This is a genomic window from Clostridiaceae bacterium, from assembly GCA_012840395.1.
Classification (GTDB): domain Bacteria; phylum Bacillota; class Clostridia; order Acetivibrionales; family DULL01; genus DULL01.
This window is the reverse complement of the sequence record DULL01000002.1, coordinates 1-24,898: the sequence shown is the minus strand read 5'-3', so window position 1 is coordinate 24,898 and position 24,898 is coordinate 1. Positions and strand designations below refer to the sequence as shown.

General features: G+C 35.3%; 15 protein-coding genes. All 15 read left to right on the top strand.

Annotated features, from left to right (window positions below; all coding sequences use genetic code 11):
- Positions 1–15 precede the first annotated feature (15 nt).
- Positions 16–7,470: an amino acid adenylation domain-containing protein gene (locus GXX20_00250; protein HHW30100.1), complete on the top strand. Its 7,455-nt coding sequence runs from the start codon at positions 16–18 to the stop codon at positions 7,468–7,470.
- Between the two features lie 56 nt (positions 7,471–7,526).
- Positions 7,527–9,389, top strand: coding sequence for a hypothetical protein (locus GXX20_00245; GenBank protein HHW30099.1), 1,863 nt, complete (start codon positions 7,527–7,529; stop codon positions 9,387–9,389).
- Positions 9,370–10,884 (top strand): HD domain-containing protein, encoded by a 1,515-nt coding sequence (locus GXX20_00240; protein ID HHW30098.1) that lies wholly within the window; start codon positions 9,370–9,372, stop codon positions 10,882–10,884. Before GXX20_00245 ends, GXX20_00240 begins: the two co-directional genes overlap by 20 nt.
- Positions 10,885–11,074: 190 nt before the next feature.
- Positions 11,075–11,896 carry an adenosylmethionine decarboxylase gene (gene speD / locus GXX20_00235; protein ID HHW30097.1) on the top strand — a complete coding sequence of 274 codons (822 nt, stop codon included), beginning with the start codon at positions 11,075–11,077 and terminating at the stop codon, positions 11,894–11,896.
- Positions 11,897–11,908: 12 nt separating this feature from the next.
- A complete protein-coding gene (locus tag GXX20_00230) occupies positions 11,909–13,357 on the top strand; it encodes an aminotransferase class I/II-fold pyridoxal phosphate-dependent enzyme (protein ID HHW30096.1) in 1,449 nt (482 codons plus the stop codon).
- Between the two features lie 71 nt (positions 13,358–13,428).
- Entirely contained in the window at positions 13,429–14,289 is an 861-nt protein-coding gene (gene speE / locus GXX20_00225) for a polyamine aminopropyltransferase (protein ID HHW30095.1), read from the top strand.
- Complete coding sequence (gene speB / locus GXX20_00220; GenBank protein ID HHW30094.1) at positions 14,282–15,124, top strand: agmatinase; 843 nt, start codon at positions 14,282–14,284, stop codon at positions 15,122–15,124. The genes speE and speB overlap by 8 nt, the downstream gene beginning before the upstream one ends.
- A 23-nt stretch (positions 15,125–15,147) precedes the next feature.
- A complete protein-coding gene (gene typA, locus GXX20_00215) occupies positions 15,148–17,037 on the top strand; it encodes a translational GTPase TypA (GenBank protein HHW30093.1) in 1,890 nt (629 codons plus the stop codon).
- 25 nt (positions 17,038–17,062) lie between these two features.
- Complete coding sequence (gene mltG, locus GXX20_00210) at positions 17,063–18,199, top strand: endolytic transglycosylase MltG (GenBank protein HHW30092.1); 1,137 nt, start codon at positions 17,063–17,065, stop codon at positions 18,197–18,199.
- A gap of 15 nt (positions 18,200–18,214) precedes the next feature.
- Positions 18,215–18,859: an O-methyltransferase gene (locus tag GXX20_00205; protein HHW30091.1), complete on the top strand. Its 645-nt coding sequence runs from the start codon at positions 18,215–18,217 to the stop codon at positions 18,857–18,859.
- A gap of 70 nt (positions 18,860–18,929) precedes the next feature.
- The gene (locus GXX20_00200) at positions 18,930–20,153 is read left to right on the top strand and encodes a U32 family peptidase (protein HHW30090.1); all 1,224 of its coding nucleotides are present in this window, start codon (positions 18,930–18,932) and stop codon (positions 20,151–20,153) included.
- Positions 20,154–20,164: 11 nt separating this feature from the next.
- Complete coding sequence (locus GXX20_00195; GenBank protein HHW30089.1) at positions 20,165–21,187, top strand: LacI family transcriptional regulator; 1,023 nt, start codon at positions 20,165–20,167, stop codon at positions 21,185–21,187.
- Between the two features lie 24 nt (positions 21,188–21,211).
- Positions 21,212–22,843, top strand: a complete 1,632-nt coding sequence (locus GXX20_00190) for a response regulator (protein HHW30088.1) — start codon at positions 21,212–21,214, stop codon at positions 22,841–22,843.
- Between the two features lie 212 nt (positions 22,844–23,055).
- The gene (locus GXX20_00185) at positions 23,056–24,435 is read left to right on the top strand and encodes a sugar ABC transporter substrate-binding protein (protein HHW30087.1); all 1,380 of its coding nucleotides are present in this window, start codon (positions 23,056–23,058) and stop codon (positions 24,433–24,435) included.
- A 107-nt stretch (positions 24,436–24,542) separates the two neighbouring features.
- The coding region (locus tag GXX20_00180) for a sugar ABC transporter permease (GenBank protein HHW30086.1) at positions 24,543–24,898 on the top strand (356 nt) is incomplete at its 3' end.

Below are 24,898 nucleotides of genomic sequence, written 5' to 3'. Positions count from 1 at the left end.
AAATGGGAGGTCATTATGTATAATACATTAGAGTTCTATCCTCTTTCACATCCTCAGATGGGCATATGGTATATAGAAAAATATTACCCTGGGACAAGTATCGGAAATATTGCAGGTACAGTAATTCTTAAAGGAGAAATTGACTATTGTTCTCTTGAGAGGGCTATTAATATAGCCTTTGAAAAAAATGATTCCATGAGGTTCAGGATAGTGGAAAAAGACGTAACTCCTTTCCAATATATCTCTGAATACAAATATATCAAGCTGGACTATGTGGATTTTTCCCGAGAGGAAGCATCAGCACTGGAAAAGTGGAGTGATGATAAAACCCGGGAAAACTTCCAACTTTTAGATTCAAGTTTATACTATTTTGCTTTGGTTAAGCTAAGCCAGCAGGAAGGCGGCTTCTACATAAAAGCTCATCATTTAGTATCCGATGCCTGGACTATGACCTCGGTTATAAATCAGATTCTGGAATATTACTGGAGGCTGGTGAACAATACACCGATTCCGGAGGATGTTAAGCCTTCTTATGTGGATTATATACAAAAAGAGGTTGAGTACAAGAACTCTAATAAATTCCAAAAGGATGAAGAATTCTGGAATTCCATATTTAATGGTATACCGGAAGAGAAAGCCAGTTTAACATATTCCACAAGAAATAACAGGTGTACAGGTTCAATACGTAAAACTAACATTATTTCTCCTGAACAATTACTTAAGATAAATGCTTTTTGTGATGAATATAAAATATCACCTTTTATCTTTTTTTTATCAACTTTATTTTGCTATATAGCAAGGGTTACATCAAAAAATGATATTATAATTGGTACACCGGTTTTAAATAGATCCAATAGCAGAGAAAAAGATACTTTGGGTATATTTGTCAACACGGTTCCTTTCCGTCTTAAAATTGATAAAAATCTGGATTTTGTAAACTTTGTACAACAAGTATCAAGAGAATGGAGATCTATATTAAGACACAGTAATTATCCATATGATTTATTATTAAAAAGTCTAAGAGAAAAATACAAGTTTGTTGATAACCTATATGATATAGTGATATCCTATCAAAATGCAAAATTTAATAAATCCACTTATATAACTGATTATGTAACGCATTGGAATTTTAATGGCAATCAGACAGATCCGTTATATATACATATAAGTGACAGGGAAAGTTCCGGAAGCATGATATTGGATTATGATTACCTGGAAAATCTTTTTACTGAAAAGGATATTCATCAAATCCATAATGGCCTTATGGTTCTTATAAATGACATTATTTCTGATCCTTCAAAAAAGCTTTACCAGCTGGAGATTATGGAGGAAAATGAAAAGAAAAAAATACTAAATGATTTTAATGATACAACTTTCCATTATTCAGAAGACAGAACTGTACATCAACTGTTTGAAGAACAAGTATCAAGGACTCCGGACAATATTGCGCTTGTATTTGAAGATAAAAGTTTAACCTACAGGGAACTCAATGAAAGAGCTAACAGACTGGCAAGAGTACTCAGAGCTAAAGGAGCAACCAGAGACAGTATAGTATCTTTAATAGCAAATCGTTCTCTTGATATGATAGTGGGTATTATTGGAATTCTAAAGGCGGGAGCGGCTTATTTGCCAATAGATCCTGATTACCCTGACGAAAGAATTAAATTTATTATCGAAGACAGTGGGAGCAAGATTTTGCTTACACAGAAGGATTTAGTCAGAAAGTATAATTTCAGAGGTGAAATAGTAACATTCCAGGATGATGACATTGCTGACAAACCTGGAAGCAACCTTGAGAGTATTAGCTCTTTAGACAGTTTGGCATATGTGATATATACATCTGGTTCTACAGGGCAGCCGAAAGGTGTTATGTTAAACAATAGGGGAATTGTCAGCTTAATGGCCGGAACATCAGATATTGTGGGATTTTCTCATAGAACCAGTGTAATATCCATAACCACAGTTTCTTTTGATATATTCATATTTGAAGCTATTATTCCTCTTCTTAAAGGTTGCAAGGTTATAATTGCGAACAGAGAACAACAAAGAATTCCAGAGAAACTTAATAAAGCAATTATAGAAAACGAGGCTGATGTTTTACAGACCACTCCTTCAATAATGAATATGTTCCTAAGTACCGGAGATATAACAGATGGATTAAGGCGGCTAAAGACAATTATTCTTGGAGGAGAGGCTTTTCCTATAGCTTTACTTGAAAAGCTAAGGAGTATAACAAAAGCCAGAATTTTTAACGGATACGGACCTACAGAAACAACCATATATTCCACCATTAAGGATCTTACGGATGCAGGTTACATAAGCATTGGAGCACCTGTTTCAAATACAAAAATATATATACTGGATGAATATTTAAATCCTCTTCCGTTAAATAGAACAGGAGAAATTTATATTGGAGGAGCAGGAGTTGGAAGAGGGTATATAAATCGAGAACAGATGACAGGTGAAAAATTTATTCCAAGCCCTTTTGTTAAAGGAGAATATATTTATAAAACAGGAGATCTTGGAAGATGGCTTACCAACGGGGAAATAGAGTTTGTTGGAAGAGCGGACAATCAGGTAAAGATAAGAGGTCTAAGAATAGAACTAGGTGAAATAGAAAACCTGCTGCTTCAGCATGAGCAGGTGGAAAAGGCAGTTGTTATCGACAGGGAAGATCAATATTTCAGGAAGTATTTATGCGCATATATAGTGCCCAAGGATGGAAAGGAAATCCGTAATATCAGGAATTTTCTGTCACAACAGCTGCCTGTATATATGATTCCATCATATTTCATGTATATTAATGAGATACCATTGACTCCAAATGGTAAGATTGACAGGGAAAAGCTCCCCACCCCCGTCTTAAGTGAAAATAAAGTGAGCGGATTTGAACTGCCTGCAGATGAAATTGAAATAAAGTTGTCAGAAATATGGTGCAGAGCGTTAAACATTGATAAGATAAGCGTAAATGACAGCTTTTTTGAACTTGGTGGAGATTCACTCAGTATTATTTATGTTGTATCTGCTATTTCCAAAGAATTTAATGTAAATATTTCTATAGAAGACATTTATAAGCTGGAGACTATAAAGGAACAGGCTGGGCACATAAGAAATCTGGGGAAAAAAGAGATAGCGGAAGTGCCTCATGCTGGAATTCGGGAATATTATCCGCTTTCTTCTGCTCAAAAGAGAATGTATATTTTGACTCAGCTTGATGAGGACGGAACTTCATATAATATGCCCGGAGCATTAAATATTGAGGGTAAACTTGATGTAACTCTATTAGAAAACTGTTTTAAGCATCTGATTAACAGGCATGAAGCATTAAGAACTTGTTTTAAATTGGTTGACGGAGTACCTGTTCAAAAGATTTTGGAAAGAGTGGACTTTTCCATTGAGTATATTGATGGAGAAACAAATGATATCAAAGATATAATTAACAATTTTGTCCAGCCTTTCGATCTTACCAAGGCACCGATTATGAGAGCAAGTCTTGTAAAGATAGGTAAGGACAGGCATGTACTTCTTTTTGATATCCATCATATAATTTCAGATGGTTTGTCTATTAATATTTTAATGAAAGAATTAGGTGATTTGTACAGCGGTAAAAGTTTATCAGAGTTAAAGGTACATTATAAAGACTATGCTGTATGGCAAAATGAACTGGTTAATTCAGAAACTCTGAAAAAGCAGGAAAAATACTGGTTAGAACAGCTTTCGGGAGAACTTCCGGTATTAAATCTGCCAACTGACTTTTCACCGCATTTGTCAAAAACAAATGGTGTCGGTTCATGGAGGTTTACTGTAGGGAAATCAGTTGCAGAAAAGATAAAGAAACTTGCTTCGGGAACAGGGACAACACTTTTTATGATCCTGCTAAGTGTATATAATATTCTTTTATCAAAATATTCCGGCCAGGAAGACATAATTGTTGGTACTCCGGTAGCAGGAAGGAAAAAAATTGAATTTCAAAATATCATAGGCACATTTGTAAATACACTTGCTTTAAGAAATTTCCCCCGCAAAGATCTGACATATAAAGAGTTTTTATCTAAAGTAAAGGACTGCACATTAAAAGCACTTGAGAACCAGGATTATCAGTTTGATGACCTGGTAAACAGCCTGAAACTGAAAAGGGACGTAGAGAGGAATCCAATATTTAATACCATGTTTTCTTTACGCGCAAAGGATTCTCCTAATATAAAAATGGATGATCTTAATATAACTACTTTCGAACTTGGTTATAAAACTGCAAGATTTCCCCTGGTACTGGAGGCTTGGGAAACTGATGAAGGCATAGCTTTCTTATTTGACTATTGTGCAGGAACCTACACCTCAAATACAATTAGGCTAATGGGAGAACATTATATCAGCATTTTGGAAGATGTACTGGAAGATCCTGAAAAAGTAATAAAAGACATTGAACTACTTTCAGAAGAAGATAAAAAAAGAATAATACAAAGCTATAATATGACTGCAGTGGAATATCCCTTAGATAAAACTATAGATGAATTATTTGAAGAACAAGTAGAAAAAGCTCCTGACAATACTGCATTATTATTCGAAAATTTACAGGTTTCTTACTCGGATTTGAATAAAAAAGCAAATCAGATTGCCTGGTATTTAAGGAAAAAAGGTATTGCCCCCGGTAGTATTGTAGGAATAATGCTAAACAGGTCTGTTGAGTTGATTGCCGGAATATTGGGTGTCATAAAAGCAGGCGGGGCATACATGCCCATAGATTACAGGTATCCTTATGAAAGAATAAAATATATGATTGAAAACAGCAAGGCAGTCATTATCTTGACACAGAGTGAGAGATTAAAAGATGTACCGGTAACCGGATGTGATATTGTACTGGTTGATAGTGAAGATATTAATAAATGCAGTGAAGAGAATCCACCAAAAGTCAGCCAAAGCCACCACCCGCTATACGTTATTTACACATCGGGCTCAACAGGCAATCCAAAAGGGGTTATACTTTCCCATAAACCTTTAAATAACTTTATACATGTTGCCTCAGCGGATATTAGTTTATCTAATAAAACCATGCTGTGTAAAACAACCATGTGTTTTGATATTTTTGCTTTTGAAACATTGCTTCCTCTTTCAAAGGGTATGAAAATTGTTTTAGCCAATGATACTCAATATAATAATCCAAGACTATTAAATGAACTTATAATAAAGCATAATGCCAATATTACTATCACAACACCCTCAACTTTAAAACTTATGGCAGACGACCAGTTGAGTTCAATATCCTTTATGAAATTAACCGATATAATTATTGGCGGAGAAGTTTTAGACGTAAAATTTCTTGCCAGGCTTAAAGAATTAACATCTGCGAAAATTTATAATGCTTATGGACCAACAGAGACAACAATATATTCTACTATAAAAGACTTAACCAATACTGATAACATTACTATTGGCAAGCCCATTGGAAATACAAAGATTTTTATTCTTGACCAGGACCTGAAGTTATTGCCTGAGAGAGTAGTAGGAGAAATTTGTATAGGAGGTCATGGGCTTGCGGAAGGATATCTAAATGATTTTGGGTTGACTCGCAGCAAATTCATTCCCTCACCTTTTGATGCGGGAGAAAGAATATATAGAACGGGCGACTTGGGTAAATGGCTTGGAAATGGAGAGATTGAATATATCGGGAGAATGGACCATCAAATTAAAATCAGGGGAATAAGAGTTGAAATTGATGAAATAGTCAATGTGCTATTAACTCATAAACAAATAAAAGAGGCCCTGGTTGTAGATAAGGAAGAAGGTGGAAGAAAGTATCTGTGTGCCTACCTTGTTCCTAAAAAGAATACAAAAATATCTATTGCCTCTTTAAAATTGTTCCTTTCCAAAAAGTTACCCGATTACATGATACCTACGTATTTTGTTATACTTGAAGCTTTCCCTTTGAATTCAAATGGAAAGATAGACAGAAATCAGTTACCGGAGCCTGAACGCCTTTTTGATACAGAAGAAGAGTATAAGCCGGCAGAAGACGACATAGAAAAAATACTGGTAAATGTCTGGTCAGAAGTTCTGAATATCGAGAAAGATAAACTTAGTGTAAACCATAATTTCTTTGAGCTTGGGGGAGACTCTCTTGCAGTAATCCAAGTACAGACAAAAATTCTTCATTATAATTGGGGTTTAACTATTGATGATTTTTACAAATACCAGACAATCAGCAAGCTTGCCGGGAGAATCAAAGGATCCTGGAGTATTGATGATATTGAATATAATAGCTGGAATGAACATAGTATCGGGGCAGATATTAATATTTCAAGTATCCAGAAGGATAGTTCTGTTAGAATGATAAAAAATAGAAATATTAATGACAGTGGGATATTACTAACAGGAGCAACAGGTTTTCTGGGGATACATATACTGAATGAACTGGTTTCGAGCACTAACGCCAGGGTATACTGCCTTGTTCGGAGCGAGAGCAAGAAAGAAGGAAAGGAAAGACTTAAGAAGTTATTAAACTATTATTTCCCTGGAAGGTATCCAAAGATAAACGATTCAAGGATTTACGTTATAAGTGGAGATATAACCCTGGATAATCTTGGTATGAACGATAATGATTTAAGAATTGTATCAGAGGATGTAAGCCATGTAATTCATACTGCAGCAATAGTAAAACATTATGGGAATTATAGTGATTTTAAGGAAATTAATGTCCAGGGTACCCAGAAAGTTATTGATTTTTGCACAACATATGGTAAGACAATGTCTCATGTTTCAACATGCAGTGTAGCGGGAAGTCATACTGAAAACTACTTAGGAAAAGAAATCAGCTTCACTGAAAAAGACTTTTATATTGGTCAAAGTTTCAATAATAATGTATATATTACAAGTAAATTTGAAGCTGAGGGACTTGTTTTTAGGGCAATGAAGGAAGGTCTTGAAGCTGCGATATTCAGACTGGGAAATCTGACAGGCAGGTATTCAGATGGTTGGTTTCAAATAAATATGTATGAAAATGCATTTTATAACATGATAGCATCAATTGCTAAAATTAAAAGAATTTCAGAAGATCTTTTACAGGAAAGTGTAGATCTTACTCCTGTAGATTATTGCAGCCGTGCCATAATAAAACTTATTGACTCCGGACAACCTTGTGGGAGAGTATTTCATCTCTGCAATAACAATACAATTGTTTTTAAGGACATAGTAGAGTCTTTAAAGAATAATGGTATATGTATTGAAGTGATAAGCAGACAGGATTTTGATAATTATATATCAACCATATCAAGAGATAAAGAAAAACAAGGTGCATTAACTGGCCTTGTTTCAGGTATGTACTTTCAAAACCGTTCTTTAGGCAAAACCAGTATTAGAATAAATTCAGACATTACCCAAAAGTACTTAACCAGGATAGGTTTTCAATGGCCTCCTGTTGACGGCTTATATTTAAATAAAATTACCAAATTCATCAAACATAACTGGAATATTTAGAAATAGGGGAATATAGGCATAATTTTAATTAGTCAAAGAAAGAGATGTAATATTAAATGAAAAAAATTGACCTGGTATTTGTTTTATTGCATTTATCAGTGCTTATTATCTTGTTTATATTATTTTATATTATCAGGATTAAAAGAAAGAAACAAATTCATTATGCATTCTTCAGTAATATGATATTAATGTTTATTTGGTGTTTTGCAGTATTGCTTAGAGATTATGCTCATTATCTTTATGGCAGTGACGGGAAAATTCTTATGTTGATCAGTTATTTTGGTGTATGCTATTCACCACTTGCATTGATGGCCACAGGTATAATATTTGCCCGCACTGAGGTAAAAATATCTGCAAAACATCATTTATTATTGATCCCTCCTACATTCTCCTATTTAATATTGCTTACAAATGACTATCACAAGTTGTTTTATAAGAATTATTCCTTTAATGAAGGTGATATAGTCTATGGCAGTTATTTTCCAATTCATAGTTTAATATTATATACATATGTGGTAATAGGATTATGTTATTTATTCTATTTTTCTTTTAAGAATTCAGGGTTTTTTTCCAAACAATCCGTTTTAATTGTTTTTGGTACTTCATTTCCTTTAGTTGTTAATATATTATATTCATTTAAAATTGTAAAATTATCTGCGGCAGCAACACCAATTTCTTTCACTTTTGCTGCTATATGTTATATTTATGCAATACAAAAATATAATTTTCTGAATATATCTCCTATCGCTCTTCAGAAGGTTGTAGACCTTATTTCAGATAGTTTTGTTGTTTTGAATGAAGAATTTGACATAATTGATTACAATAAAACTTTTACTGATACATTTAAAGATATTTTTCAGATCAACCGGAAAAAAAGCTTTTTTGAAATGATTGAGTCTAATGATCTTGAAGGTATTGATTTAAAAGAATTTGAAAGATATTTAAATGCTTCCAAAGAAGAAAGGAAGACTTTTTCTTTTGAAGCTAACATAAAACATGGCAGTTTCAACAAGTATTTTACTATTGAATTTACCCCTATAATTCCAAATGACAACCATGTAGGTACAATAGTACTTTTTAAAGATATCACTCAAAGTAAAAAGGATTTACAAACAATAAAAGAGAAACAAGCAATACTGATGGAAAAAGAGAGATTGGCTTCACTGGGACAATTAATAGGAGGAATTGCCCATAATTTAAAAACTCCTATTATGTCAATTGCAGGTGGTATTGAAGCGTTGAAAGACCTTGTTAGCGAGTATGACTTGTCAATAGGGGACCCGCAGGTTACTCTTGAAGACCACCGTGAAATAGCGAAGGAGATGATGTCGTGGCTTGAAAAAATGAAACCCCATTGTTCATACATGTCCGATATTATTTCAACGGTTAAAGGGCAAGCTATGCAAATTGAATCGGATTTCCCGGAGAGTTTTACTTTGGACGAAGTAGTTAAAAGAGTAGAACTCTTAATGAAACATGAATTAAAAAGATATCACTGTAACCTCAATATAAACTTTCAGGTTGATATGAATACCCAGCTGCAAGGAGATATTAACAGTCTGGTTCAAGTTTTTGATAATATTATTATGAATGCCATACATTCTTATAATGGAGGTAGTGGCGATATTGACTTTAACATTAATTTAGTAGATAATGAAATTGTATTCTCTATAAGAGATTATGGACAGGGTATACCCTTAAATATAAGGAATAAGCTTTTCAAAGAAATGGTTACAACAAAAGGAAAAGAAGGTACTGGGTTAGGCCTGTACATGTCATATATAAATATTAAAGGGCGTTTTGGTGGAAATATTAGCTTCACATCAGAAAATGGGAAAGGTACGACTTTTTATGTATCCATTCCATATGAAAGGTCTGCAAACTTTACGGGGGTAATTGATGAGAAAAAGAATCATTAGAGCACAAACAGGATATAGAATAGTGGCTATAGATGATGAAATAGGCATTATTGATTCTCTATCCGTAGTATTGAGAAAAAATGGTTATGATTTTACAGGTTTTACAGATCCTATAGAAGCTATCGAAAGTATTCGACAGGAACACTACGATATTCTTATTTTGGACTACCTTATGAATCCAATTCATGGAGATAAGGTTGTTGAAAAGATAAGAGAATTCAATCGTGACCTATATATCCTGTTGCTTACCGGGCATAAGGATCTTGCTCCCCCGCTCGAAACCATCAAAGAATTGGATATTCAAGGGTATTGTGAAAAAAGCGATAAATTTGAACAACTGCTGCTTTTGGTGGAGTCAGGTATAAAATCAATAGTCCATGAGAGAACTATTAGAACCTTCAGAAATGGACTGGACAGAATAGTTTCTTCTGCGCCGGAAATATATCAGCTTCAGCCTCCTCAAGAAATTATCAGAAGGGCGCTGCCTCAAGTTATTTCCTTTTCCAATAGTAATGATATTTTTGTAATGGTTGATGATCCACTGAAATTGTTTGATGATGAAAAAGAAAGTATTTTTGTAGGTATTGGTAAATACAGCTCAGAGAATAATTTTTTTCCTGACAAATTGGAACCTGCAATTATTGAGGATATATTCAAGGTTAGAACAACAATGCAGCCGGTTTATAAAAAAGACGGCACCATTATTCTTCCTCTATCTATTGAGTATAAAGAATCTTTAGGCATAATATATATCGAAAATTCAAGTATTGAGGGAAGTGATGAGATTCTGAAACTTCTGGAGATATTTACCAACCAGATTTCAGCTTCTCTTAATAACTCCTTTCTGCATAGCGTTGTGAATAAGAAGAATGAAGAGCTAAACATAGCATATGAACAACTCAGGACAAGATATGTAGATACAATAGAAGTGCTGAGAAAAGCTGTAGATGCAAGAGACATATATACCAGGGGACATTCTGACAGAGTATCATATTATGCAGTAGAAATAGGAAAAATTTTAAATCTCTCTGACGCTGAACTTGAACTGCTGAGAGTCAGCGGGATATTTCATGACGTTGGTAAAATAGGTATCTCTGATGATATTTTACTTAAGGCAGGTAAGTTAACTGATGAAGAATACGATGAAATTAAAAAGCATCCTCTTAAAGGGGCTCAGATACTTTCAGCTCTATCAACCTTTAAAGAGGTTATTCCCATTATAAAACACCATCATGAAAGAATTGACGGCAAAGGTTATCCTTTTGGACTAAAAGGTGAGGAAATTCCGCTATATTCCCGGATACTTTCTGTAGCTGATGCTTTTGATGCCATGATGTCAGACAGGCACTATCGGAAAAAATTAACTCTTGATCAGGCAATAGAACAGTTAATAACTGGATCAGGACCCCAATTTGATAGTATAATTGTATCAAAATTTATTGGTTTACTGTCTAACTATGATAAGATAGCATTTGAAAGTGAATCTTCATATTAAATTAAAAACCTTTCCTTCCTGTCAAAGAGAATTCCTTCCAATAATTCCTTCCAAGTATATTTATAACAACATGAGTACTGCAGAAAATACATGCTTTTTTAAGTAGTGTTGGATAATTTATCTCAAACAGTACTTGACAATTCAACATATTTGCCATATGCTTTTTTTGATTATTTCATGAAAGGTAGTGGTGTTAGGGTTGCAGAATAAGCTGAAATTGTACGGCTTTAACAACCTCACGAAAACTCTTAGTTTCAATATCTATGATGTGTGTTATGCAAATGATGAGAGAGAACGCAAGGATTATGTTGCATACATTGATGAGCAATATAATTCAGAAAGATTAACAAAAATACTGTGCGGCGTTACTGATATCATAGGCGCTCATGTCCTCAATATTTCAAAGCAGGATTATGACCCACAGGGAGCCAGCGTTACATTATTAATTAGTGAAGAAGCACTACCAGAAGAAATGATTGATAAATCATGTAACCTGGGGCTTTATCCTGTTGCAGGAAAGCGTGAAACAGTACTTGGACACCTTGATAAGAGCCATGTTACTGTGCACACATATCCTGAATACCATCCGGGAAATGCAATATCTACATTTCGGGTTGATATTGATGTTTCAACTTGTGGCAAAATATCACCGCTGAACGCTCTAAATTATTTAATAGGAAGTTTTGATTCAGATATTATTACAATCGACTACAGGGTACGAGGATTTACCAGAGATGTAGATGGTAAAAAGTATTTCATTGATCACGAAATAACTTCCATACAGGATTATATTGATGAAAGCACCCTTACAAAATATGATGCTATAGATGTCAATGTATACCAATCCAATATTTTTCATACCAAGATGATGATAAAAGAAATTGAATTACAGGACTACCTGTTCAACAAAGACGTATATGAATTGCCACCCAAACAACGTCTTGCAATTATTAACAGCCTCCGGAAGGAAATGATTGAAATTTTCAGTGGCATGAATGTTTTTGGTGAATAGGGAGGTGCTTGAATGAAAAGCACTTCACAGTCAAAAGCACCTATATATGAAGCACTGGTAAAATATAAATCTCTAAGGGTAGTTCCTTTTGATGTTCCCGGGCACAAGCAGGGGCGCGGCAATGCGGAATTGGCAGAACTATTGGGAAAACAGTGCCTTTCAGTGGATGTTAATTCAATGAGACTGCTAGATAATCTCTGCCATCCCGTATCAGTGATTAAGGAAGCCGAAGAACTTGCTGCAGAAGCTTTTGGAGCGGAAAATGTTTTTTTCATAGTGAATGGTACAACAGCTGCGGTACAAACCATGATAATGAGCACATGTAAAAGAAACGATAAGATAATTATGCCCCGTAATGTTCACCGGAGTGCGATTAATGCCCTCGTAATATGCGGAGCAATACCAGTATATGTGAATCCCGGAGTGCAAGAAAAGCTTGGAATACCTCTTGGTATGACGGTTAAAGATATTGAGAAAGCCATTAATGAAAATCCTGACGCAAAAGCTGTTTTTGTGAATAACCCTACCTATTACGGAGTCTGTTCAGATTTAAAAACCATTGTGCAACTTGCACATAAAAATAATATGAAAGTCCTGGTTGATGAGGCTCATGGCACGCATTTTTATTTTGGAAAGAATTTGCCTGTATCTGCCATGAAAGCGGGAGCTGATATGGCTGCAGTTAGTATGCATAAAACTGGCGGTTCCCTTACACAGAGTTCTTTTCTCCTTATGAGCAAAAATATAAACGCAGGTTATGTACGTCAGATTTTGAATCTTACCCAAACTACCAGCGGGTCCTATCTTTTATTGTCTTCATTGGATATTTCAAGGCGTAACCTGGCTATCAGGGGAGAGGAAATATATGAAAAGGTTGTAGGCCTTGCAGAGTATGCCAGGAATGAGATAAACAAGATAGGCGGATACTATGCTTTCGGACAGGAATTAACAGACGGAAACAGTTTTTTTGATTTTGACAGGACAAAACTTTCGGTTCATACCATGGATATAGGTCTTGCGGGAATAGAAGTATACGATATATTGAGGGATGAATACGGAATACAAATTGAATTTGGAGATATAGGAAATATTCTGGCTATTATTTCAGTGGGTGACAGGGAATTGGAAATAGAACGCCTGGTCTCTTCTTTGTCTGAAATAAAAAGATTGCATTCAAAGGATAAGACAGGAATGTTTCCCGTGGAATATATTAATCCTGAAGTGGTTATGGCACCTCAAGAGGCCTTTTATAAAGATAAAAAATCCTTGCCCATATCCAAGAGTAAAGGATTCATATGTGGTGAGTTTGTAATGTGTTATCCTCCTGGCATACCAATACTTGCACCCGGGGAACGTATAACCGGAAAGGTAATTGAGTATATTGAATATGCCAAACAAAAGGGAAGCTTGCTTACGGGAACGGAAGATATGACAATAAATAATATTAAAGTAGTGGTATGAAACTGGATGATAGTCCCCATAATTATCAATGAAGGAATATTTTGCAACAGAAATGGAAAGGCGGTAAGTTTATGGAGTTGTGGTACACAGAGAAACATACAGATAATGTATATTTTTCAATAAAGGTGGACAAGCATTTATTTTCAAGGCAGAGCAATTATCAGAGAATAGATGTTTTTGATTCAAAAGAATTCGGGAGATTTCTGACGCTTGATGGTTTAATGATGGTAACTGAAAAGGATGAGTTTATCTATCATGATATGATAGTCCACGTACCTATGGCAACTAATATAAATGTCAGAAATGTGCTTGTTATTGGCGGAGGTGACGGCGGGACTGTAAGAGAACTTACAAGATATAGCAGCATTGAAAAAATAGAAATGGTTGAAATAGATAAAATGGTGGTAGATGTCTCAAGAGAGTATTTGCAACAAACGGCCTGCAAGCTTGATGATCCTAGGGTAAGTATATATTATGAGGACGGTTTGAAATTTATAAGGGCAAAACAGGAAGAGTATGACCTTATTATTGTTGATTCCACAGACCCTTTTGGGCCTGGAGAAGGTTTGTTTACTAAAGAATTTTACGGAAATTGTTATAAGGCTTTGAAGGAAGACGGTATACTTGTTAATCAGCATGAAAACCCTTATTATAATACATATGTCAAGGCAATGAGGAGAGCTCACAAGCGTATTAAAGAGCTTTTTCCCATATGCCGGGTATATCAGGCCCATATTCCCACATACCCGTCAGGTCATTGGCTTTTTGGATTTGCTTCAAAAAAATATGACCCACTGTTGGACATTAACGATAAAGAATGGAATGATTTAGGAATAGCAACAAAATATTACAATACTGAAATTCATAGAGGCAGTTTTGCATTACCTACTTATGTAAAGGAGCTTTTGACAAAAGAAGATGAAGATGAATAGGAAACTTCAGACATTTATTGGATGTGAAAGTGAATATGATGAATCAAGAATTGTAATTTTTGGTGCTCCCTTTGATTCTACTACTTCTTTTCGGCCGGGCGCAAGATTTGCAAGTAGTGCCATACGTAGTGAATCTTGCGGTATAGAAACATATAGTCCATATCAGGACAGGGATTTATCCGAAATATGTGTTTTTGACGCCGGAGATCTGGAACTTGCTTATGGAAACCCTCAAAAAGCTCTTAGCGTTATAGAGGAATATGTACGAAAAATTGTAACTGATAATAAAATCCCTTTTATGATCGGAGGGGAGCATTTGGTTACTTATGGAGCGGTTAAAGCTGTTGCAGAAAAATTCCCAGACCTTCACATTATTCATTTTGATGCCCATGCTGATTTAAGGGATGAATATCTGGGGGAAAAATTCTCTCATGCCACAGTGATGAGAAGGGTATGGGACATTATAGGCGATAACAGAATATTTCAGTTCGGCATTCGTTCAGGTGATAAAGAAGAATTTTTATGGGGGAAGAATCATCTTTTTACTCAGAAATTTACTTTTGAAAGGTTAATAGAAGTAGTTGAAAAACTAATTGGAAAACCTGTTTACGTTTCTATTGATCTGGATGTATTGGATCCGTCAATATTCCCGGGAACAGGTACTCCTGAGGGAGGCGGTGTAAGTTTTAATGAGCTTCTGAAGGCTTGCCTGAAACTGGCGTCTCTTAATATAGTAGGTATTGATATAAATGAATTATCTCCAATCTATGATCAAAGTGGTGTATCTACCGCGGTAGCATGCAAGCTTATGAGGGAGCTATTATTGATAATTTGACAAATTAATAGGTATATTCTAAAATGAATTTTGCTAATTTTAACAGCTTAGACTCTGATTTGAGGGGAATTAATGTGGAAAAAGATAGAGAAGAAATAATAATTAGAGAAGATATAAGAAATATAGCAATAATTGCGCATGTTGATCATGGAAAGACCACACTGGTTGACGGAATGTTAAAACAAAGCGGGATCTTCAGATCTAATGAACAGGTACAAGAGAGAATTTTGGATTCAAATGAATTAGAGCGGGAACGGGGAATAACTATCCTCGCCAAAAACACTGCCGTAAATTACAAAGGAATTAAAATAAACATTGTTGATACACCGGGGCATGCGGATTTTGGCGGAGAAGTCGAACGGGTGCTCAATATGGTTGACGGGGTATTACTGCTGGTTGACGCTTTTGAAGGCCCCATGCCCCAGACAAGGTTTGTATTAAAAAAAGCTCTGGAATATGATTTGGTTCCAATAGTGGTTATTAATAAGATCGACAGGCCTGATGCCAGACCTTATGAAGTTGCCGACCAGGTTTTGGATTTATTTTTAGAACTGGGTGCAAATGATAAGCAGGCCGATTTTAAACTATTGTATGCTTCTTCAAGAAATGGTTTTGCAGTAAATGATTTGGAAGATGAAAGAAAAAACCTGGAACCACTGTTTCAAAGTATAATCAATAATGTACCTGCACCAATGGGATATGTTGATAAACCTCTCCAGTTACAAATTTCAAGTATAGACTATGATGAATATATAGGAAGAATCGGAGTAGGAAGGATTACCCGCGGCAAAATTAAGTCAGGGCAGCAGGCAGTTGTTTGTAAAAAAGATGGTTCTCAGCAAATAATTAAAGTAGGAAAATTATTTAAGTTTGAAGGTTTAAAAAGGATCAGCGTAGAAGAAGCAATGTTGGGAGATATTGTTGCAATAGCGGGAGCAGGGGATATAAATATTGGTGAAACTATATGCAGCGTTGAATATCCCGATCCCCTTCCTTTTATAACAATTGAGGAACCAACTATAACCATGACATTTAGTGTAAATGATAGTCCTTTTGCGGGAACCGAAGGAACTTATGTAACGTCAAGACATTTAAGAGACAGGCTTTTTAAAGAACTGGAAACAAACGTAAGCCTTAAAGTGGAAGAAACCGATACACCTGATTCTTTTATTGTTTCAGGGAGAGGAGAATTACATTTGTCAATTCTGATTGAAACTATGAGAAGAGAAGGATATGAATTTCAGGTTTCAAAACCAAAGGCTATTATTAAAGAGATTGACGGTGTAAAATATGAACCTGTTGAATTTCTTACAATTGATATTCCTGAGAATTATATGGGAGTAGTCATGGAGAAATTGGGAACCAGGAAAGCTGAATTGGTAAATATGTATTCTGCCACTGAAGGTTATATGAGACTTGAATTTAAAGTTCCGGCCAGGGGATTGATAGGGTATCGTTCTGAATTTTTGACTGATACTAAGGGTAATGGTATAATGTATCATGTATTTCACGGATATGAACCATATAAAGGTGATATTTCAGGAAGGCCAAGGGGTTCATTAGTTGCCTGGGAAGACGGTGAGGCAGTAACCTATGGGTTGTATAATGCCCAGGAAAGAGGAACTCTCTTTATAACTCCTGGCACTAGGGTATATGAAGGAATGATAGTGGGAGAAAATGCCAGGTCTGAGGATATCGTAGTCAATGTATGCAAAAAGAAACATGTTACCAACATGCGGGCATCAGGATCAGATGAGGCTCTCAGACTAACTCCTGCAACAATTTTAAGCCTTGAACAGGCTTTAGAGTTTATAGCTGAAGATGAATTAGTTGAAGTAACACCAAAAAATATAAGATTAAGAAAGAAAATACTTGATACTGAACAAAGAGCCAAAGCAAGAAACAAAATGTAACAATAATGCGGGAGGAGTTGTATTTATGGGAAAGGTTTCTGGACCCCGGAAGAAGAATAAGTGGATCATAAGGCTTATTTTCTTGCTTGCTTACATTCTTATTGCATTAATAAGTGCATATTTTTCCTATAGTTATGTTATAAGAACAAGCAGTAGTGGACAAAAGGAAGTTGTTATTAATATAGACCCAGAAAGAGCTAGACCCATAGAGATTCCTCTTGGTTCTAATACTGCCCAAATTGCAGAGATTCTTAAGCAGAATGGAGTAATTGAAAATACTACATTATTCAGAATAATTTCAAAGCTAAATGGATATGATGGTTTATATATGTCAGGCATACACCTTATTGACAGCAAAAGAAATTATGACAATATCCAGGGCTATGATATGCTTATGAGAATACTTACCAGCAGACCGCAGGATAATCCGAGTATTACTGTCACAATACCTGAAGGGTATACCTTTGAACAGATAATAGACAGACTTGAAAAACTAAAGCTTATTGACAGGAAAAAGTTCATTGAAGTATGCAACACAGAAGAATTTGACTATGAATTTATAAAATATATACCCAAGGAAAGAGAAAACAGGCTTGAAGGTTATTTATTTCCAGAAACCTATAAATTTGACAAAAACGGCGGAGAAAGACAGATTGTGTCCGTTATGTTAGGACAGTTTAACAAGATATTTATACCCGAATACTATGAAAGGGCGAAAACACTTGGAATGACAGTGGATCAGGTTGTTATTCTTGCCTCAATAATTGAAAGGGAAGCTAAAATTGCAGAGGAAAGGGATATTATTTCAGGAGTTTTTCATAACAGGCTGAAAAGCAAAGACCCTGCATTGAAAAAACTCCAGTCCTGTGCCACTATTCAATATATTTTATTTAAGCAACTTGGAATATTTAAGGAGTCCTTATCTCTTGAAGATGAAAAGATAGATGATCCATATAACACTTATATATATGAAGGTTTACCTCCGGGACCTATATCTTCACCGGGAAGAGACTCAATTATTGCAGCCCTCTATCCTGAGGAGCATGATTATTTGTATTTTGTTTCCAAGGAAGATGGTACAGGTACCCATTACTTCTCTACAACATACAGGGACCATGTAAATGCCCAATTAAGAGCGCAGAAGAACAAAGCTAGCAATTAGTCCGGTGAAAAAATAATGATATGTCAAGATTTTGTTACTGAGTATATTAGAAACACTATTAAAAAAGATGAAGGTTTTTTGCTCAAATTAAGGGATTATGCTCAAGAGTTTAATATACCGATAGTGCAGCCTGAAACTGCCAGATTACTGGAAGTGCTATGCCATATTTCCAGACCCAGAAGAGTATTGGAAATAGGTACTGCTCTCGGTTATTCAGCAATTTTAATGGCACATGCACTTGGAGATGAAGGAAGCATTGATACCATAGACCGGTCCTATGACATGACTGAAAAAGCTAAATATAACATCCGGCAGGCAGAATTGGAAAAAAGAATTAATGTGATTACAGGAGATGCTCTTGATGTTTTGAAGTGTCTCGAAAAAAAGTATGATTTTATTTTTTTGGATGCTTCAAAAGGCCATTACCTTGAACTCCTTCCTGATATACTCAGATTGCTTCAGACAGGTGGAGTACTTGTTTCGGATAATGTTTTATATAAAGGTATGATAGCCAGTGATGATTTGGTTATAAGAAGGAAGAATACTATTGTCAGAAGAATGAGGGATTATCTGGATGCAATTTGCAGCAGCCGGATTCTAAGCACAAGCATTATACCCATTGGGGATGGGGTAGCCATATCCTGCAAAATATCAGATTAGTATCAGACTAATATTGCTTTACTGATGGAAATGCATGCGATGATATTGCAAAGTTATATGGGAGGAATATATGAATAAGGTTGAACTGCTGGCACCAGCAGGAAATCTTGAAAAATTAAAAATGGCAATAATATATGGAGCCGATGCCGTATATGCCGGAGGAAATGAGTATGGATTAAGAGCTAATGCAGGTAATTTTACCCTTGAGGAGATGAAAGAGGGTATAGATTTTGCCCATTCCATGGGGAAAAAGTTTTACCTGACCATGAATATCATACCACATAACAGTGATTTAAAGGGAATGGATGAGTATATAAAAAATGTCCGGAACCTGGGAGTAGATGCTGTAATTATATCTGATCCCGGAGTTTTTTCTATTATAAAAGAAACTGCTCCGGATATGGAAATTCATATCAGCACCCAGGCAAATAATACTAACTGGAAAAGTGCTGAGTTCTGGTATAAGCATGGAGTAAAAAGAATAATACTTGCACGGGAGTTGTCCCTGGATGAGATAAAAGAAATAAGAGAAAAAACATCTCCGAAACTGGAACTGGAAATCTTTATACACGGAGCTATGTGTATTTCATACTCAGGTAGGTGCCTTCTTAGCAATTATATGGCTGAGAGGGATTCCAACAGGGGATTGTGCGCTCATCCATGCAGGTGGAAGTATTACCTGGTTGAAGAAAAAAGGCCGGGAAAATATATGCCTGTTTTTGAAGATGAACGGGGAACATATATTTTTAACTCAAAAGATTTATGTATGATTGAGCATCTTCCAGAAATTATTGCTACTGGTGTATCCAGTGTCAAAATTGAAGGGCGTATGAAAAGTTCTTATTATGTGGCAACAGTGGTAAAGGCCTATAGAGAGGCTTTAGACGCCTATTACCGGGATCCGGTCAATTACGTTTTCAGCCCCAAATGGATGGAGGAAATCTCTAAGGCAAGCCACAGGGAGTATACGACTGGTTTTTATTTTAATAAGCCAACCGGTAAAGAGCAAATCTATCATACAAGTTCATACATCAGAGAGTATGATTTTGTTGGTCTGGTTATTTCTTATGATAAGAATACGGGAATTGCAAAAGTAGAACAAAGAAACAGGATGTATAAAGGAGAAGAAATAGAAGTAGTAATGCCAAAGGGAGATTATTTCAAACAAAAAATTAAAAGTATGAAAAATTCAGAGGGGGAGGATATTGACGTCGCACCCCATCCTCAGATGACTGTGTATATGCCTATGGACCATGAAGTTGTGCCATATACCATTTTGAGAAGAGAGGGGTAGGAGAGAAGTACATGCCTACATTGAAAGATATTGCCGAAAGAGTTGGTGTTAATAAATCGACAGTGTCCCGGGCATTAAGTGATAGTGGTAAAATTGCTTCAAAAACCCGGGAAAAAATCCTTAAAGTTGCCAATGAGCTTGGATATATACCAAATGAAACCGCAAAAGTATTGGCAGGAAAAAGATCTAAAACAATAGGTATAATACTTCCCGAGTTAGACTGCAACTACTATGCAGGCCTTGTTGGAGCGGTAGAGTCTAAGCTTAAAGATCAGGGCTATTCATTAATTATTGGACAAACAGGATTTAAACATGAAAATGAATTTCATTATCTTGAATTGTTTGTGAGAAAGAATCTTGATGGAATACTGATCAGCGTTCATGATCGAATAAAGTTTGGAAAAGAGATTGTAAAAGCCAGGAAAATTCTGAAAATTCCTGTTGTTATTATTGAGTATTTTATAGATATTCCGGATTTTGATGTGATTGAAATAGATAATATGTATGGCATTGATATAGCCATAGATCATTTATACAAATTGGGACATAGAAGAATAGGCTTCATCAGCGAGTATCTTTCAATGGGTACACGGTATCCTGCATATGTTGAAGCTATGAAGAAGCGCAACCTCACCATTAATGAAAAATTTGTGAAATACGGCTATGAAAGACTTGAACTGGGAGGATATTTAAGAATGAAAGAGTTGCTTGGGGAGAAGGAAATTCCCACTGCTGTTTTTGTGTCCTATGATACTATGGCTCAGGGGGCTCTCAAAGCAATAGCCGAGGCAGGTATGAGAGTACCTGAAGATATATCTGTTATAGGTTTTGATAATATCAGAGAATCTGCTTATTTCAGTACCCCCCTTACTACAATTGCCCCGCCGGTGCTTGAAATGAGTGAAAAGGCTGTCGATACTTTACTTAGAAAAATTGAAAATGATAATGTTTCAACGGTTCAACATTTATCTTTAAAACCTAAATTAATAATAAGAGAATCTACAGGACCTTGCCATGAATGTTCCGTAATCTGATTTCATTTGACTTGAGGAGGAAAAATGGATCTAAAAGCTATTGTAATTGAAGATGAATTAATAATTAGAAAAGGAATAATTCAAAAGGTACAGTGGCATAAGTTCAATATTTCTAGAATCCTTGAAGCTTCTAACGGAGAGATGGGGTATAATATAATAATTGAGGAAAAGCCTGAAATTATACTGTTAGATGTGAATCTTCCCAAAATGGATGGACTGGAACTGTTAAAAAAAATACGTGAGGACGGTATTACTTCAAAAGTAATGATTCTCTCTGGTCATGATGAGTTTACTTATGCGCAAAAGGCTATTGAGTATGGGGTGGAAAACTATTTACTTAAACCTTCATCAGCAACAGAAATTGAAGAAGTATTGGAAAAAATTTGTGATAATATCATTAAGGAACAGGAAAAAGACAGTAGATATGAAGAAATGAAGAAAAAATTAAAAGATATGATTCCTTTCTTCAGATCAGGATTAATAAACAAGATTTTGTCCGGTGAAATAAAAAATAAAGAAGAAATATTAGGTGCTTCTGCTTATCTGGGGTTGAATCTGACAAATGAGTTTTTTATGGTCGCGGTATTTATTATGGAAAATGGTTTTAGGGATAACAAGACAAGTAAAGATCCTGAAGCAAAATTCATTAAGGAACTGGGTATGCATGAGTTGGTAAGCATGATTGATGATCCGGGAAGAGTTATAGTAGAAAGCCATTTATATGATAAGGCTATCCTTATTATTTCAGGAAGAGATGAAGCTTCCACCAGAAAATATTGTTTTTCACTAATTGATGAACTAATGAAGAGAATTTCAAAGGAAATATCTTCAGATGTAGTAGTAGGAATTGGTGAAGTAAAAAACAATATTTTGCAGATTTCCCAGTCGTATTCTGAAGCACTGGCTGCATTGGAAGAAAGGTTTATTGATAGTTCCAGCAAGATTTTTTATATTGGTGATACTACTCTGCAGAATTCAGACACCTCTGATTATCCTTATGAAGATGAGAAAAAATTTATGCAAAGTGTAAAAATAGGGCAGCAGGAAAATTCCCTTGTCAGTCTTAAGGCAATCATTGGTTATTTTAAGGTGAAAAAAGAAAAATATCCCGTTGCTCTTGCTAAAATTCAGCTAAAGAGGATAACTTATTATCTGATACAAGTAGCATATGAATTTGAAGCAGATATAACTGAATTTACTGATAAAATTGATATATATGAGCAAATAGAAAGCTTTACAACTATTGATGAGTATGAAAGGTTTATTACTGAATTTACAATAAAATTATGTGCTTATATATCTAAAAAAAGGTATGTAAAACATACTGCAACAATAAGAAAAGCAATAATTTATATTGAGCAGAATTATAATGATGAGAATCTCAGTCTCGATAAAATTGCAGACCATGTAGGAATGCATCCTAACTATATCAGCCACTTATTTAAAAAGGAAAAAGGTGAAAGCCTTTCATCCTATATTTGCAGATACAGGATCAAAAAAGCAGAGGAATTGATCCTAAAGAACCAATCTTTAAAAATGTACGATGTTGCCTATGAAGTAGGCTTTAATGATCCTAATTATTTTGCAACCTGCTTTAAGAATATTATTGGAGTATCTCCTACAGAATACAGGCAGCTTAATGCCCACAATTCTTAATGCCGGCAGTTCCTAATTCTACAAATCTAAATGTTAATTATTAAGATTTATCTCAACTATTTAAGTTGTTAAGTTCTAGCTGCCTCCTAAAGGTTACCTTAATTTTTTAAACAATAACTTAGTTTTTTAAAGGTCCCTTTTTGTGCACTATGCTATAATTTCAGTGTGCATCTCTAATGACTTTCTGAAAAATTAACTAAAGGAGGGTTTATATGTCAAAGAAATTAAAATTAATTGTGGCCTTAACTTTGTGTGTTGTAATGATTGCAAGTTTGTTTGCAGGTTGCGGAAAAAAAACTAATTCCGGAACTGATGGAACTGGTACTGACAGTACAACCACAAATCAAGGAGACACAAAGGCTGAAAAAACAAAAATTACTTTCTGGTTTTATCCCAGATATGTTGTTGAAGGCAAGGAAAACGGCGTATATGAGCAGGAACTTATTGACGCTTATGTAAAAGAAAATCCCAATGTTGACATTGAATTTGAAATGCTTGCCTGGAACCAGGGACCTGAAAAAATAAACATTGCAATTTCTTCTAATGCAATGCCTGACAGTGTATTTGACTATCCAGGCAGAATAATCGGTTATGGAGCTCAGGGAGTACTTGCAGACCTTAATTTCATGTTTACAGAGGAAGACAGGAAAGATATACCCCAGTCAATTCTTGACCATTGCATGCTTGGGGACAAAATTTACATGTATCCAACACATATATCTCCTGTAATAATGGGAGTAAACAGAAAACTATTCAGAGATGCAGGAGTAGAAGATTTACTGCCCTTAGATGATCCAAACAATCCAGATAGGTTATGGACAATAGATCAATTCCAAAAAGCACTTGAAGGTATAAGAGATAATCTTAAGAATGTTGCTCCTATCGTATTCTATGCAGGAAACGAACAGGGAGACGCTTCTATCAGAATGTTCATACAGAATTTTGGAGCAGACTTTGTAAATAAAGAACATGATAAAGTTGTAATAAACAGTGAAGCAGGTGTAAAAGGCTTACAGTGGATATTAGATGCCTATAAGAACGGTCTTATTGCGAAAGGTGCAGAATCCCTCACATCAACAGATGCTCTTGATATGTTTACCCAGGGCGCTGCAGCAACCTGTATACTTTTCGGACCTGGTAACATGAATACTCTTAACAAGGCAATAGCTGAAGGAAAAGCCGCAGAAGGATTTGATTTTGCCTTTGTTCCACAGCCCTCTATAGATGGAAAATCAGTTAAGGTTGAGGCTCAGGTTATAGGTTACTGCATATTTGACAACAAGGATCAGAAGAGGATTGAAGAGTCAGCTAAATTTATTGAATACCTTGCTAAAGATCCGAAAAATGTTTTGGCCAGCGGAGCATTCCCGGTCAGAGCATCCATGGGTCAACTGTATGACCATCCGGAACTTAGTTATGCAGGTAATATATCCAGGTATGTAGCAGACACAGGATATACAATAAACAATTATGCAAAGGTAAGGGCATTATGGTATCCTGAACTGCAGGCTGCACTTACAGGTGCAAAGACAGCAAAACAGGCTCTTGACGACTTTGCAGCCAGGGCTACAGAGGTAATTAATGAAAAATAATTAGTTTAAATAATTTTCAGGTAACTGAAAAAAGTGGTTGATTAATGCAGGCTCAAGCAGTGGCCTGCATTAATCAAAACTTACTGTTACGGAGCAGGAGGAATATAATGCAAAGCAACAACAAGTTATTGGTAAAATTAAAGAAGATTACGCCCGGGTATCTTTTTTTATTGCCTGCACTAATTTTCTTTGTATTATTTGTCATATACCCTATGATAAACGCATTAATTCTCAGTTTATATAAAGTACGGTTACAGTCACGAAGCTTTATAGGATTTGGAAATTATGTTGCACTATTCAAAGACCAGAACTTTATGAAATCATTATATAATACTGTACTATTGGTTCTGGGTAATGTACCCCTTGTACTGATATTTTCATTTTTCATATCTGTTGTTGTATATAATAAGAGTGAATTTATAAGATCCTTTACCAGGGCAGCTTTTTATTTTCCTGCTGTATC

Bases quoted from the DNA above. Each gene is read 5' to 3' on its own strand.
- GXX20_00250 (HHW30100.1), top strand. From the start codon at position 16: ATGTATAATACATTAGAGTTCTATCCTCTTTCACATCCTCAGATGGGC.
- GXX20_00245 (HHW30099.1), top strand. From the start codon at position 7,527: ATGAAAAAAATTGACCTGGTATTTGTTTTATTGCATTTATCAGTGCTT.
- GXX20_00240 (HHW30098.1), top strand. From the start codon at position 9,370: ATGAGAAAAAGAATCATTAGAGCACAAACAGGATATAGAATAGTGGCT.
- GXX20_00230 (HHW30096.1), top strand. From the start codon at position 11,909: ATGAAAAGCACTTCACAGTCAAAAGCACCTATATATGAAGCACTGGTA.
- speE (HHW30095.1), top strand. From the start codon at position 13,429: ATGGAGTTGTGGTACACAGAGAAACATACAGATAATGTATATTTTTCA.
- speB (HHW30094.1), top strand. From the start codon at position 14,282: ATGAATAGGAAACTTCAGACATTTATTGGATGTGAAAGTGAATATGAT.
- typA (HHW30093.1), top strand. From the start codon at position 15,148: ATGAATTTTGCTAATTTTAACAGCTTAGACTCTGATTTGAGGGGAATT.
- mltG (HHW30092.1), top strand. From the start codon at position 17,063: ATGGGAAAGGTTTCTGGACCCCGGAAGAAGAATAAGTGGATCATAAGG.
- GXX20_00205 (HHW30091.1), top strand. From the start codon at position 18,215: ATGATATGTCAAGATTTTGTTACTGAGTATATTAGAAACACTATTAAA.
- GXX20_00200 (HHW30090.1), top strand. From the start codon at position 18,930: ATGAATAAGGTTGAACTGCTGGCACCAGCAGGAAATCTTGAAAAATTA.
- GXX20_00195 (HHW30089.1), top strand. From the start codon at position 20,165: ATGCCTACATTGAAAGATATTGCCGAAAGAGTTGGTGTTAATAAATCG.
- GXX20_00190 (HHW30088.1), top strand. From the start codon at position 21,212: ATGGATCTAAAAGCTATTGTAATTGAAGATGAATTAATAATTAGAAAA.
- GXX20_00185 (HHW30087.1), top strand. From the start codon at position 23,056: ATGTCAAAGAAATTAAAATTAATTGTGGCCTTAACTTTGTGTGTTGTA.